This is a genomic window from Geminicoccus sp. (genome assembly GCF_035556675.1).
Lineage (GTDB): Bacteria > Pseudomonadota > Alphaproteobacteria > Geminicoccales > Geminicoccaceae > Geminicoccus.
In genome coordinates this window covers 1-13659 of record NZ_DATMFZ010000339.1, presented here as the reverse complement: position 1 = coordinate 13659, position 13659 = coordinate 1, and the positions used below count along the sequence as shown (strand labels likewise).

Annotated in this window: 10 protein-coding genes and 2 pseudogenes; 9 read left to right on the top strand and 3 right to left on the bottom strand. The window is 65.7% G+C overall.

The window, feature by feature from the left end; all coding sequences use genetic code 11:
* Positions 1-206: 206 nt before the first annotated feature.
* A complete protein-coding gene (locus VNS22_RS23760; RefSeq protein WP_349261882.1) occupies positions 207-1169 on the bottom strand; it encodes a 3-keto-5-aminohexanoate cleavage protein in 963 nt (320 codons plus the stop codon).
* Positions 1170-1417: 248 nt separating this feature from the next.
* Between VNS22_RS23760 and VNS22_RS23755 the strand changes: the two genes are divergently transcribed.
* Entirely contained in the window at positions 1418-2113 is a 696-nt protein-coding gene (locus tag VNS22_RS23755) for a GntR family transcriptional regulator (RefSeq protein ID WP_325736912.1), read from the top strand.
* Between the two features lie 264 nt (positions 2114-2377).
* Here VNS22_RS23755 and VNS22_RS23750 read toward each other — a convergent pair.
* Both VNS22_RS23750 and VNS22_RS23745 read right to left on the bottom strand, forming a co-directional pair.
* Positions 2378-2709 (bottom strand): annotated as a pseudogene (locus tag VNS22_RS23750) (IS5/IS1182 family transposase); the annotation flags it as partial.
* Positions 2705-2908, bottom strand: coding sequence for a hypothetical protein (locus VNS22_RS23745; protein ID WP_325736910.1), 204 nt, complete (start codon positions 2906-2908; stop codon positions 2705-2707). The pseudogene VNS22_RS23750 and the gene VNS22_RS23745, both read right to left, overlap by 5 nt.
* Positions 2909-3152: 244 nt before the next feature.
* On the opposite strand from VNS22_RS23745, the gene VNS22_RS23740 reads away from it, so the two are divergent.
* The 8 genes and pseudogenes from VNS22_RS23740 to VNS22_RS23705 all read left to right on the top strand — a co-directional run bounded on the left by VNS22_RS23740 (position 3153) and on the right by VNS22_RS23705 (position 13419).
* Entirely contained in the window at positions 3153-4076 is a 924-nt protein-coding gene (locus VNS22_RS23740) for a glycosyltransferase family A protein (RefSeq protein ID WP_325736908.1), read from the top strand.
* A complete protein-coding gene (locus tag VNS22_RS23735; protein ID WP_325736906.1) occupies positions 4076-5869 on the top strand; it encodes an ABC transporter ATP-binding protein in 1794 nt (597 codons plus the stop codon). The genes VNS22_RS23740 and VNS22_RS23735 overlap by 1 nt, the downstream gene beginning before the upstream one ends.
* 64 nt (positions 5870-5933) lie before the next feature.
* On the top strand, positions 5934-8819 hold the full coding sequence (locus tag VNS22_RS23730) for a trifunctional glycosyltransferase/class I SAM-dependent methyltransferase/polysaccharide deacetylase (protein WP_325736904.1): 2886 nt from the start codon (positions 5934-5936) through the stop codon (positions 8817-8819).
* A 373-nt stretch (positions 8820-9192) separates the two neighbouring features.
* Positions 9193-9963 carry an SDR family oxidoreductase gene (locus tag VNS22_RS23725; protein WP_325736902.1) on the top strand — a complete coding sequence of 257 codons (771 nt, stop codon included), beginning with the start codon at positions 9193-9195 and terminating at the stop codon, positions 9961-9963.
* Between the two features lie 244 nt (positions 9964-10207).
* A pseudogene (locus tag VNS22_RS28440) lies at positions 10208-10369 on the top strand (class I SAM-dependent methyltransferase); the annotation flags it as partial.
* Positions 10370-10574: 205 nt separating this feature from the next.
* Positions 10575-11549: a tripartite tricarboxylate transporter substrate binding protein gene (locus VNS22_RS23715; RefSeq protein WP_325736916.1), complete on the top strand. Its 975-nt coding sequence runs from the start codon at positions 10575-10577 to the stop codon at positions 11547-11549.
* Positions 11550-11610: 61 nt separating this feature from the next.
* On the top strand, positions 11611-12717 hold the full coding sequence (locus tag VNS22_RS23710; RefSeq protein WP_325736899.1) for an isocitrate/isopropylmalate dehydrogenase family protein: 1107 nt from the start codon (positions 11611-11613) through the stop codon (positions 12715-12717).
* A gap of 9 nt (positions 12718-12726) precedes the next feature.
* Positions 12727-13419: a GntR family transcriptional regulator gene (locus tag VNS22_RS23705; protein WP_325736897.1), complete on the top strand. Its 693-nt coding sequence runs from the start codon at positions 12727-12729 to the stop codon at positions 13417-13419.
* The last annotated feature ends 240 nt before the right edge of the window (positions 13420-13659 follow it).

The window sequence follows — 13659 nt, the reverse complement described above, 5'->3', positions numbered from 1 at the left end:
GGTCAGCCCGATCTTGATGGGCTTGCCTTCCTGCGCATAGGCGCGGTTGTGCTTCCACGGCCCGTAGATGGTGCCGAATCCGGCGGCGGCACCCGCCAGCATGGTGCCACCCTTGACCAGGCCCCGCCTGGTGATCCTGTCGGTCATCGTGCTTGCTCCCAGATCATGGCGGCCGGCCCCGTCGGTCGCGGGACAGGTCCGTTCGCTCAGAACTCGACGCGATCCCCGCCCTTGAGCTCCAGGATCTCGCGCGCCTCGGCGGGGCTCGCGATCTGCATGCCCAGCCCCTCGATGATCTGGCGGGCGCGGCGCACCTGGGCGGCATTGCTTTCCGCGAGCTTGCCTGGGCCGTCCCACAGCGAGTCCTCCAGACCCACCCGGACATTGCCGCCCATCGCCGCCGCCTGGGCGGCGATCCGCATCTGGTGGCGGCCCGCCCCCAGCACCGACCAGCGATACTGGTTGCCGAACAGCCGGTCGGCGGTGCGCTTCATGTGCGCCACGTCCTCCGGATGGGTGCCGATCCCGCCCAGGATGCCGAACACCGTCTGGATGAACAGCGGGGGCTTCACCAGGCCCTGCTCGAGGAAATAGGCCAGGTTGTAGAGATGCGCCGTGTCGTAGCACTCGAACTCGAAGCGCGTGTCGTTGCCGGCACACATCTTCAGGATGTACTCGATATCGGCAAAGCTGTTCTTGAAGATGTTGTCCTTGGTCTTCTCGGTGTAGGGGCGCTCCCAGGCGTGCTTGAACTCCTTGAAGCGGTTGAGCATCGGGAAGGTGGCGAAGTTCATCGAGCCCATGTTGAGCGAGGCGACCTCGGGCTTGAACACCGCCGTGGGCCTGGCCCGCTCCTCCACGGTCATGCCGATGCCGCCGCCGGTGGTGAGGTTGACCACGCAGTCGGAGCGCTGCTTGATGATCGGCAGGAAGCGGCCGAACGATTCCGGGGTCTGCACCGGCATGCCGTTCTCAGGATCGCGTGCATGCAGGTGGATGATCGCGGCACCCGCCTCGGCGGCGCCCACCGCGGCATCGGCGATCTCCTCCGGGGTCACCGGCAGGTGGGGCGACATGGACGGAGTGTGGATGGCGCCGGTCACCGCACAGGTGATGATGACTTTGTCCGAACTCGCCACTCGCTTCCCCTCTTGGTTGTACAGGCTCATGTTTTTGCGGACTGCAGGTCGTCTGTGAGAAGCCGTCAATGACGGAGCATTGCTCTTGGTCAATGAGCACCGGCGAAGCCAGAAGCCCCGCATCTATGGTCGTGCCGGTGCCGGAATCATGCGCGATATTTGACGGCTCGTTTCGGCCTGTTCCCTGACAGGGCCAGCGGATTCTAGTCCCTGACCGTTATCTGTGATATCAGATATACCTGCGGAAGGGTTGCTGTCACCTCAAAATCGGAGGCTCCGTGCTGTCTGCGCTGGAGAATTTGCCTCGCGTCGAGCGCTCGTCGCTGGCCAGCAAGGTATATGTCGATCTCCGCAACCTGATCATGTCCGGCAAGCTCGCGCCGGGAGACCGACTGTCGCTGCGTGAGATCGCACAGGCGCTTCAGGTATCGGTCATGCCTGTCCGTGATGCGGTGAACCGGCTGGTGACCGAGCAAGCCCTGATAGCCTCACCCAACAGAGGGTTCTACTTGCCACGGATGACGTCCAGCGAGTTTCATGAGTTCATCATAGTCAGGACGGAGATCGAAGGATTTTGCGCGGAACAGGCCGCGCTTCGAAGGTCGGACGACGACATCGCATCGATCGCAGCGGCAGAAAGCGCGTACCGGGCCTACTGCCGATCGCCGCAGCCCTGCTATGTCGAGGCCGCAGCCTTGAACATGGAGTTCCATTTCGCCCTGTACCGGGCTGCCCACCTTTCTCGGCTTTATGGGATCATCGAGTCGCTCTGGCTGCGGGCAGGTCCTCTCATCATCCTGGAGACACGTTCCAACCCGGAGCGGCTAGCTACCGGCGGCTCCTATAGCCGACATCTTGAGGCGCTCACTGCTGTAAAAGCCGGTGACGGTTCAGGCGCCAGGGCAGCCATCGCTGGCGACATCCAGACAGCCGCTGCCTTTATCCTGCAGGGGGATAGTCTTCAGCCAGAATGATTAACTGGATGATCCCGCAGGCTCGGATCGACCGCGGCCCGTCGCACTTCTGGACGAACTCGGGGTGTCGATGTCGAGGAGGTGCGTCACATCATCCGCGATGACCTGCCTCAATGGGAGCTTCCGTTGGTTGCCGTCGTCTTGATGGACCTGCTGGCCCGCGCAGGCGACGCAGCCTAGGCAGTGGGTGAACGATCTGCTCGACGTCGAACAGGTGCTTAGAGTGCTCAAGTGCGGCCGGGCGCTTCCAAGGCCTTCCGATGCACTGTCGTACCTGTTTGCTGCCGTGAGGAGGAGCGCCAGTGGGATGCCGTTGCCGTCGACGAGGAGGTGGCGCTTGGAGCCGAGGCTGCCGCGGTCAGTCGGGTTCGGTCCCGTCGCCTCGCCTCCCTTTTTTCGCTCCAAACGAGGCACTGTCGACCGCTGTCCGGCTCCAGTCGATCGCGTTGGCCATGGCCCAGCCGATCGAGCAGCACACGGTGAAGTTTCGCCCACACACCGGCTGCTTGCCAGTCTCGCAATCTCCGCCAGCAGGTCATCCCGGAGCCGCAGCCCATCTCCTTGGATAGGTAAGACCAGCCAACATCCGTTCTAAGTGGCGGCCTGCTGCTCAAGCCAAACCAGCCGCTTCATGTTATATGCCATGTTGGCCATGACGATCTTCATGTTAACGCGGGCCAGACCGATGGGGCGCACGAACAGCTTGCTGCGCTGCTTCTGTTCAGCAAACACGTGCTCGATGGCCGAACGGACCGCGGATCTTGCCCGGTTGGCGCGGCGGTGTGGTTCCGGCATCGGGCGGTTCTCAGGCTGATTTGAAATGGATCATGGAGCGCCGTCCCGCGGCATCCAGCACCGCTTCATTCATCCTTAAGCGGTAAATACAACGAAAAGCTGATCTTGCCAGCGCCCAGAAAGCTGGTGTATCTTCAGCAAGAGATAGGCCATACTTATTCTGATTAATGTTTCTTTTTCGGATTTTGTAATTCGGGAGAAAATCAGCATTGTGAAAACTTGGCCAACTTTGCCGGCTGTTGGTGTGATCATTCCTCTATTCAACGGCGAGAGGACGATCTCGGACACGCTCACCAGCGTGCGTAGGCAGACCTATCGTGAACTTGATATCGTGGTCGTCGACGACGGGTCGACGGATCGCTCCGTGGAGGCAGTCGCGGAGCACATGCGCGACGACCGACGGGTACGACTGATCCGCCAGGCAAATGCCGGCGTGGCCGCCGCCCGAAACGCCGGCGCCGTCGCCACGGACACGGCATATCTCGCTTTCGTCGACGCGGACGATCTGTGGGCGCCGCAAAAGATCGAGCTGCAGATGGAAGCCCTTGCCTCGGAGAGCGAGGAGGTCGGGCTGGTCTACTGCTGGCACGTACAGGTGGATGAAGCCGGGCGCGCGCACGTGCCAGGGGAGCAGAGGAAGGTCGAGGGCGATGCCCTGCGCGCCATGTGCAGGCGCAATTGGGTCGGCAACGGTAGTTCGATCCTGATACGGCGAACCGCTTTCGAGGCCGCCGGCGGATACGACGTGTCGCTCCATGGGCGCGATGCCCAGGGATGCGAGGACCTGCTGATATGCCTTCGTATCGCCGAGCGGTTCGAGTTCCGTGTGGTGCCGCGATACCTGGTCGGCTACCGCCAACTCCCCGACAGCATGTCGAGCGACTTCGCCCAGATGGCCAGATCCTGCGAGATCGTGCTCGAAGAGTACCAAACGAGGTATCCCCAGTACGACACCGAGCTGAACGCCCACCGCTACGAGGCGCTCCTGTGGTTCGCCACCCGCGCCGCATCGGCCGGGCGTACCGGTGCGGCCGTCAGCCTGATGTCGAGGCTCCTGGAGATCAGCCCGCTTCTGGCCCTGAAGGCCACCAGGCATCTGCTCCGCGCCTACGCCCGGCGCCCAGCCAAGCTCGATCGGCGGCCTCTCTATCTGGAGCAGAGCTGGTAATGTACGGCCTCGCCCCCCTGCGCCAGGCGAGGAGGATCGTCAAGCTGGCCGCGCCGCCCTCCTGGATAGGGCCGCTGATCGTGCTGTTGGGCGTGGTCACTGCCTTGCTCGAGGCCACGGGCCTCTTCCTGTTCATCCCCCTGATCCAGAGCCTGATCGGCGAGCCGGTGACATCGGGCAGGCTGCTGCCGCTTCCCGACCGGATCCTGGCATTCCTTCCCCAAGCGCATGGAACATCGCTCGTCCTGACGATGCTCTGCGTCGTCATCCTGCTCAAGAACGGGACCGGCCTCATCGGCGTCTGGCTCGCACACCATCTGGACGGGCTGGTATCGCATCGACTGCGCGTCCTGATCTTCGAACAGGCCATCAGTTCCTGCGTCGATTATCGCCGGGATGGCCAGCGCTCGGACATCGCCAACCGGATCGATGAAGGCTCCTACAAGGTGGGCAGCGCGCTCAGGCTCGTGTACCGCATCATCGTCTGCGCCTGCACCTTGACGATCTTCCTGGCCGTCATGGCGGTCATTTCCATCAGGCTGACCTTGGCAGCACTCGTCTTCCTGATTCTCATCGCCTTCGTCGTCCGCGGCATCACGCGCCGTGCAAGCCGGGCAGGACGCGATGTCGTCGACGAGAACAAGAAGTTCAGCTTGCGGATGTGGGAGAGCATCTACTCGCTGCAGCTGATCCGCTCGTTCGGTCGCGAAGGCTACGAAGGAAGCCGGTTTCGGGACGCCTCCGATCAGGTGCGAAGACATGCGTCCTTCATCGAGATGCTCTGGGCAATGCCGGGAACCGTGCTGGATCTGTCCATCGTGGCCATGGTGACCGTCCTGGTTCTCGCATCCCAGTCGCTGCAGATCGGCCTGCCAGCCACCGCGGCATTCCTCTCCCTGCTCTATCGCCTCCAGGCCCCGACCCGCGAAATGATGGAGGCGAACGTGGCGCTCAGCGGCTCGTGCGGCACGATCGACGATGTCGAGGACTTCATCGTCTCGACCGCGCGGCCGCACCTGGCCGATGGCGATACCGAAGCAGTTCCGGTCCGGGAAAGCCTGACGTTCACGAACGTGTCCTTCCGCTACTCGCCGGAGGAGAACTGGGTGCTGCGCAACGTCTCGATCACGATCCCTGCCAACAGGACGACGGCGATCATCGGCAGGTCCGGGGCGGGCAAGTCGACGATCATCTCGCTCATGCTGCGATTCCAGGATCCGACCGAAGGCGAGGTCATGGCAGATGGCGTTCCGTTGCGGCGGTTCCGCATACCGTCCTGGCGCAGGCAGTTGGCGCTGATGTCGCAGGACGTGCAGCTGTTCAACCACACCATCGGCGCGAACATCGGTTACGGCGATCTCGGCGCTGATCTGGATGACATCCGTGCGGCCGCGGTCATAGCCCATGCCGACGAGTTCATCCGTGCCTTGCCGCAAGGCTACGGGACGGTGGTGGGCGATTCCGGCATGCGGCTGTCCGGCGGGCAGCGGCAGAGGATCGCCCTGGCAAGGACGATCCTGGCCGACCCGGCGATCCTGATACTGGACGAAGCGACGAGCGACCTGGACATCGAGACTGAGCTGGCGTTCCAGTTCGCCTTGGAGAAGTTTGCCAGTCAGCGCACCGTCGTCGTCGTCACCCACCGCTTGTCGACCGTCGAAATGGCCGACCAGATCATCGTCCTGGAAGACGGCCGCGTCGTCGAAGCCGGGCCGCCCGATCAGCTCTTGGACCGGAAGGGCCATTTTGCCCGCCTTCACCATCTGGACACGGCGAGGCAGGCAGCTCGATAGAAGACTGCCTCACGCAGATATATAATATCTGCAATGAATTTTATAATTTGTCACAGGATATACTATGCATGAGCGGCTGCTTTCTATTGCCAGGAACGGTCTCCTCCGGCCAAGAAGTCCCCCGGGCAGGAGGAGCGGCGGATCCGCCGCCGCCAGCGGCGACCGGCCGACGCCCGATCCCCTGATCTCGATCGTCATTCCAGCCCATAATGCCGCCTCGACGCTTTCGAGGACGCTCGCCAGCGTCGCCCGCCAGGCCTGGCCATCCTGGGAAGCGGTGGTCGTGGACGATGGATCGTCGGACACGACGGCTCAGGTGGCGGCGGAGTGGGCCCGGCAGGAACGGAGGATCCGCCTGCTCTCGGCTCCTCGTGGTGGCGTGTCCGTGGCGCGCAACACGGGCCTGGCCGACAGCAAGGGCGAGTGGGTCCTCTTCCTGGATGCGGACGACACCCTGGAGGCGGCCCATCTCGACGTCATGGCGGCGGCCGTCGACGCTGCGCCGCATGCCGATGTGGTCGTCTGCGGATGGCGGTTGATCTGGGAAGACGGCACGGCGGGACCGGCACGTCCCCCTCTGGATCCATCGGATCCGTTTCCTGCGATGGCACGCACCTGTCCCTTCACCGTCCACGCCGCGCTAACGCGGCGCACGCGCCTCCAGATGGTCGGAGGGTTCGATCCGAGCTTGTCGACATGCGAGGATTGGGACCTGTGGCAGCGGCTGGCCCGCCTGGGCGCCTGCTTCGTCGCCGAACCGCGGATCTGTGTGCCCTACCGGCTGCGGGCCGGTTCCCTGAGCACCGACCTGCCGAGGCTCTGGCAGGCGGGCCTGGAGGTCATCGCACGCGGGCACGCTCCCGATCCGCGGCTTTCCCGCGTACATCCCCGCTACGTGTCGGGGCTTCCCGCTGCCGAACGCCCGGCGGCGGAAGCCTGCTTCACGGCCTGGATCGCGGCGGCGGCCATCCGGCAGGACCAGGACACGACGCCATACCTGGACTACCTGAAGGACGGCCCGCTCCTGGATCCCGATCCGGACCTGCTCGCGAACTTCCTGGTGGACGGGCTGGCAAGGGACAGCAACTCGCTGCCGGACTGGCCCGTCCTCTGGCCTCGCCTGGCCGGCAGGATCGAGCACCTGCTCACCGTCCTGGAGCGCCGCGCGACGATCGGCAGGCTGCGACGGCGGACGTTGCGGCGGCTCGAGCTGGCCATGAGCGCCGACATTCCGGCCGACGCATCCGCGACGCTGGGCGCCCTGTTCGTCGTGCCGATCCAGGCGGACCGACATCGCGCAGACCTTCGGTTGCCCCCGCCAATCGAGCGCGTGCAGCTGAGGGTCCATGCCCGCGGCCGGAGCCTTGGCCGGATCGACGTCATGCCGGCGGACGGGCGGCTGTCACGGCAGCGCCTGGACGAGCTGATCGCCCGGGAGATCCATCCGGAGCACGCACCGCTTCGACGGCTCCGGTCCTGGACACGGACACTCGGGCGGGGCCTGAAGAGGAGGCTGGCCCGGCTGGCCCGGCCGGCCGACGAGGGCGATCCCTGTTCGCGGAGGTTCTGGGATGAGATCTTCAGGGAGCCGGATCCCTGGGACTACACGAACCCGTACGAGCAACTGAAGTACCGGCAGACCCTGGACGCGATCGGATCGGGTCGCATCCCGCGGGCCCTCGAGCTGGCTTGCGCGGAAGGCCATTTCACCAGGGAACTCGCCTCGCGTGTGGACCATCTGGTCGCGGCGGACATCTCGGCCACCGCGCTGAAACGCGCGCAGGATCGATGCGGGTCGTCGTCGAACGTCGAATTCGCGTTGCTGAACCTCTGCCGCGACGACCTGCCAGGCCGCTTCGATCTCATCGTCTGCAGCGAGGTGCTGTACTACGTGGGCGACCGGGTCCGCCTGAGGGAGATCGCGTTCAAGCTGGCGCGGGGCCTGCGGACCGGCGGGCGCCTGGTCATGGCCCATGCCAATCTCGTTGCCGATGATCCTGGCCAGCCGGGATTCCGCTGGCGCCATCCATTCGGGGCCAGGACGATCGGCGAGGTGTTCGCGACCGTCCCCGATCTTCGGCTCGTGTCCGAGCGGAAGTCCGCCCTGTACCGCATCCACGTGTTTCAAAGGACGGCGCCGGACGCCGCGCCGATCGAGCCGGAAAGGGTGGACATCCCGTTCGCCGACGACGTGCCGGAAAAGGTAATCGAGCTGTTCGACTGGCGGGGGAGAGGGGCCGCGGACATCGTCGCCAGCCCCGACCGCGTGCCCATCCTCGTCTACCACCGCGTTGCCGAGGACGGACCCCCGACGCTGCGCCCGTACCGAATCTCCCCAGCCGATTTCGAAGCCCAGCTGGACTGGCTTCGCGAGAACGGGTTCACGGGCATCTCGCTCGAAACGTTCCGGGAGGCAGCCTGCGGCAGGATGCGGCTGCCGAAACGCTCCGTGATGATCACCTTCGACGATGCCTACCGGGACATGCTGGCGAACGCGCTGCCTGCGTTGCACGAGCGCGGCTTTCCCGCGACCGTCTTCGTGGTCACCGGTGCTGCCGGCACCGTCGCGTCATGGGACGAAGTCCACGGCACGCCGGCGCCATTGCTCGGATGGGACGAGATGAGGCTCATGCGCAGAAAGGGCGTGACGTTCGCCGCGCATGGCGCGAGCCATACCCCCTTCACGGGCCTGTCGCCCGAGGAACTTCTCGCCGAAGCCCAGCATGCTGCAGAAACCCTGCGTCGCGAGCTTGGCGAGCCTTGCGACTCCATCGCCTATCCGTATGGAGCCCATGACGAAGCCGTCTGCCGGCAGCTGAGCGGCTGCGGCTACGTTCTCGGATTCACCTGCGAGGAACGTCATTGGCGGAAGGGCGATCCGTTGATGCGCATCCCGAGGATCACCGTGCCGGGCGGGCAGGGCCTGACTGCCTTTGCCGGTCGGTTATGATCGCCAGCCTGATCTGCTTCCAGTTCGTGACGAGGTGGTTTTGTTGAGCTCCCTTTGCGGATGACGGGTGTGCTGACGGATGGGCAGTGGGCGGTCGGGGCACCCTCGATCGAGGCGTGCCGCCGCACCGCAAGACCCAGCACCATGACCTGCGTCGGACCATCGAGGTGACCCTGGCGTTCACGATGACGGTCAAAAGCACGATAGTCGGTGGGTCAATGAGCCTGCATCTCTGTGGCTGTGCCTGATCCTAGGAGGAGACGTGCAACGCGCGGATCGGCATCCGAGCTTCACGTCCCTTGGCGGGTGCGGGCAGAGTTGAGCTGCGCCATAGTTGTTCCGGCAAAGCCGCTTTCGACAGGGAGATGATCCATTGCCCAACACCGGAAACGAGCAGAGCCATGATGCCGATGTCCTGGCAGTAACCGGGGGCAGTCGCGGCATCGGGGCGGCGATCGTGCGGGCTGCCGCGGCCCGCGGCTATGCCGTCTGCTTCAGCTATCGCGAGGATGCGGCCGCTGCCCAGGCATTGCTGGAGGAGCTTCGCGGGAGCGGCGCGCGCGCCCATGCCGTTCGAGGTGATGTCGCCGACCCTGCCTTCGCCGGTGCGCTCTTCGACGAGGCCACGGCCATGCTGGGGCCTCCCAAGGCCGTCGTCAGCAATGCCGGGATCACCGGCCGGATCGGCAGCTTTGCGGCCCTGCCCCTGGAGGTGCTCCGCCGCACGATCGACGTGAACCTCCTCGGCACGATGCTGGTGGCGCAGGAGGCCGTACGGCGGTGGCAGGCGGCCGGGATCGCCGGGCGCCTCGTCAACATCTCGTCGATCGCGGCCACTCTCGGTGCACCCGGCGAGTATGTTCACTACGCGGCCACCAAGGCCGCGGTGGATGCCCTGACGGTCGGCCTCGGCAAGGAAGTCGCTCCTTTGGGCATCCGCATCAACGCCGTGGCGCCCGGCACCGCCTTCACCGACATCCATGCCGCCGGCGGCGATCCCGATCGGCCGGCGCGCGTCGCTGCGCGCGTGCCCATGGGGCGGATCGCCCAGCCGCAGGAGATCGCCCATGCGGTGCTGTGGCTCCTGTCGGACGAGGCATCCTACCTGACGGCAACGGTGGTGCGCGTGTCGGGAGGCGTCTGATCCATCAGACCCGCCATGCCCCTGACGCCATGGCGCAATGCAACTTTCTGCGCCCTCCAGTTCTGGAAGGAAGGGCATGACCAATGGTTGAGAGGAATCGGCTGCGGCCTGGATCCAGGACATCGGCGAGCATGGTGACTTCGGCCGCCGGTTCGCCCTGGGCGCCCCGCTGCTCGCCCGGATCGAAGGCCACGGCTTCAAGACGGCCCTCGATGTCGGCTGTGGTGAGGGCCGGTTCTGCCGGATGTTGCAGTCTGAGGGGATCAGGACCGTCAGAGTCGACCCGACCGAGCGCCTGATCGAGTACGCTCGCAAGCGGGATTCTAGGGGCGATGACCGTATCGGCCGGGCGGAGGTGCTGGAGCTGCCGGATGAGACCTTCGACCTGGTTGTCAGCTATCTGAGCCTGATCGACGTCCCAGACATCCGAAGGGCCATCCTGGAGACCTGGGAGGTTCTGCATTCTGAGCGCTGCCGCAGGACTGATGCAGATGTCTGCGCAGGAAGTCTGCCCGGCAGAACCGTGTTGACACATCATGTGAAATGTCAGTTGATATGGCGGCGCCGGCCAAGCGAAGCCGGCTGTTCGAATTCAGGGAGTCACCCCGTTGATGCAGCTAGGCTCGAGAGCGCTGGGCGCTCTCGCCGCGATGGCGCTCGCCCTTGGCCCTGCCGTCGCACAAGACTTTCCGGAAGGGCCGGTGACGGTCGTGGTGGGCGCCAATCCAGGTGGCGGCAGCGACACCATCGCACGCCTGGTGGCGCAGGAGTTCTCCAAGCTGCTCGATGAATCGGTGGTCGTGGAGAACCGCCCGGGTGCCTCCAATACGATCGGTGCATCGGCAACGGCCAAGGCCAAGCCCGACGGCCACACCCTGTTCGTCGCGGCCAGCACGCCGGTCTCCATTGCGCCGCATCTGCTCGACCTCGACTACGACACGCTGGAGGACCTGCAGCCGGTCGGCCTCATCACGCTCGTGCCCAACGTGCTCGTGGTGAACAAGGACATGGGCGTGGACAGCGTGGCCGACCTGGTGGCCTACATGAAGGAAAATCCGGGCGCCGTGAAATACGGCTCGTCCGGCTTCGGCACGACCCACGTCATCCTGGCCGAGCAGTTCAACATGGCTGCCGACGTGAAGTCGGTGCACGTGCCCTATCCCGGTGCTGCACCGACCCAGATCGACATCATCGCCGGCGTCATCCAGATGACCTTCGATACCGTCCCGGCCGCCGCGGCGCAGATCAAGGCCGGCAACCTGAAGCCGATCGCCGTCACCAGCCCGGAGCGCCTGCCGGACATGCCCGACGTGCCGACGATCCGGGAGGCCGGCTACCCGGACGTCGAGATGCAGACCATGTACGCGCTCTACACGACCGGCGGCACGCCGCGGCCGGTCGTCGACAAGCTCAACGCCACCCTGGCGGCGGCGCTGGAAGACCCGGCCTTCCGGCAGCGCATCCTGGAGTTCGGCGGCACCGTCCAGGTGATGGGCACCGAGGAGTTCGAGGCGTTCAGCCGCGAGGAATACGACCGCTACGGCGAGGTGATCCGCAAGGCCAACCTCAAGGCGGCGATGAACTGATCGCGCGACCGGCCCCGCTGGGTGCGGGGCCTTCCCTTCCTGCCTGCCAAAGGATCTACTGGTGTCGAAGACGTACGAGATCGCGGTCGTGCCTGGCGACGGCATCGGCCCGGAAGTCTGTGCCGCCGCCGTCGAGGCGATCTGCGCTGCCGCCGGCAAGAGCGCGTTCAACCTGGTCGAGCTTCCCGCCGGTGCCGCGCACTTCCAGAAGAGCGGCACCGCCTTGCCGGAGGAGACGTTCCAGGCCTGCAAGGCGGCCGGTGCGATCCTGCACGGTGCGGCGGGCATTCCCGGCGTGGTCTACCCGGACGGCACCGAGGCCGGGATCGAGTTCGGCCTGCAGCTCCGCTTCCGCCTGGACCTCTACGCCAATGTCCGCCCGATCCGCCTGCATCCCGGCGTGACCTCCCCCCTCAAGGACATGAAGCCGGGCGACATCGACTACGTGATCCTGCGCGAGAACACCGAGGGGCTCTATGCCAGCCGCGGCAGCGGCACCAATCTCAGGGACGAGGTCGCGACCGACACGCTGGTCATGACCCGCAAGGGCGTGGAGCGGATCGCCCGCAAGGCGTTCGAGCTGGCGCGCCAGCGCAACGGCGCGCCCAAGGACGGCAAGAAGCGGGTGACGGTCTGCGACAAGGCCAACGTGCTGCGCAGCTACGCCTTCTTCCGCAAGGTCTGCCAGGAGGTGGCCCAGGACTATCCCGACGTCGAGCTCGACTACGGCTATGCCGACGCCATGATGGTGCACATGGTCCGCCGGCCGGACTTCTACGACGTGATCGTGACCGAGAACATGTTCGGCGACATCATCTCCGACCTCGGCGCGGTGACGGTGGGTGGCATGGGCATGTCGCCTTCGGCCGAGATCGGCGACGAGCGCGGCTTCTTCCAGGCTGCCCACGGCTCGGCCCCCGACATCGCCGGGCAGGGCGTCGCCAATCCGCTCGGCACGATCCTGGCGGGCGCGATGATGCTGGAGTGGCTGGGGGAGCGGCACCAGGACCGAGCGCTGGTTGCGGCAGCCAAGCGGATTGATGGGGCGGTGCAGACCGTGCTCAAGGACGGCGAGGCACTGCCGCCGGACCTGGGCGGGAGCGCCGGCACCGAGAAGGTCACTGCCGCGGTCTGCCGTGCCATGGATCGCCAGATGGCCGCGGCCTGAGGAGGGCAGATGCAGGCGGAGGTCGCGCAGAAGGAGCGGGAGGTCACGTCCCTGGTGGATCGGGCCTATGCCTGGATCAAGCACCAGATCCTCACCGATGTCCTGCCTGCCGGCGAGATCATCGACGATAGCGCGATCGCCCAGCGGCTCGGCGTGAGCCGGACGCCCGTCCGGGACGCCATCCGGCTCCTGCATGCCCAGGGCTATCTCGAGGTCCTGCCGCGGAAGGCGACACGGGTCGCCTTCCTGCGGGTCAGCGACATGCGCCACGTCTACCAGCTGATCACGGCGCTGGAGGTCGAGGCGGTGGCCCTGATCGCTGGGCAGCGCCTGGGCGAAACGGGGTTGGCCCCCTTGCGCGAGGCAGTGGCCGCCATGCGGGAGGTCGATGCGGCGGCGGGCCAGCTGGCGGACTGGCACAGTGCGGACGAGCGCTTCCACCGCGGCCTGCTCCAGCTCTGCGGCAATCCCTGGATCGCCCGTGTCGGCCTGGAGCACCGCGACTTCGTCCAGCGCGCCCATCTGGTGGCCCTGCGCTTGCGCAACGTGACCAGCACGTCGACCGCGGTACATGCCGAACTGGTGGATCTGCTCGCCGCAGGCGACGTCGCTGCTGCCACCGCGAACCATCTGGCTCAGCGCAATCGCATGGAAAACGATCTGATCGGCGCGGTCGAGCGCGCGGGCCTCAAGGCCCTCTAGTCCGCTGCCCCGAAGAAGGCGGCGAGGACGCGACCTGGAAAAAGGCCGTGTTCGGATCAGGGAGAGAAAGAAGATGACGTCGACGCTGCGCAAGCAGACGCTGGCCAGCCTGCTGTTCATCGGCATCGGAGCAATGTTTGCCGCCATCTCGTGGCTGCACCATCCGCTCGGCAGCCCGGCCAGCATGGGCCGGGGCTTCTTCCCCTTCTGGGTCGGCCTCGGCCTGGCCTTCCTGGGGGT

What these genes read in the sequence shown, in the direction of transcription:
- VNS22_RS23760 (WP_349261882.1), bottom strand. Translation starts at nt 1,169, where the DNA reads ATGAGCCTGTACAACCAAGAGGGGAAGCGAGTGGCGAGTTCGGACAAA.
- VNS22_RS23735 (WP_325736906.1), top strand. Translation starts at nt 4,076, where the DNA reads ATGTACGGCCTCGCCCCCCTGCGCCAGGCGAGGAGGATCGTCAAGCTG.
- VNS22_RS23715 (WP_325736916.1), top strand. Translation starts at nt 10,575, where the DNA reads ATGCAGCTAGGCTCGAGAGCGCTGGGCGCTCTCGCCGCGATGGCGCTC.
- VNS22_RS23705 (WP_325736897.1), top strand. Translation starts at nt 12,727, where the DNA reads ATGCAGGCGGAGGTCGCGCAGAAGGAGCGGGAGGTCACGTCCCTGGTG.
- VNS22_RS23745 (WP_325736910.1), bottom strand. Translation starts at nt 2,908, where the DNA reads ATGCCGGAACCACACCGCCGCGCCAACCGGGCAAGATCCGCGGTCCGT.
- VNS22_RS23730 (WP_325736904.1), top strand. Translation starts at nt 5,934, where the DNA reads ATGCATGAGCGGCTGCTTTCTATTGCCAGGAACGGTCTCCTCCGGCCA.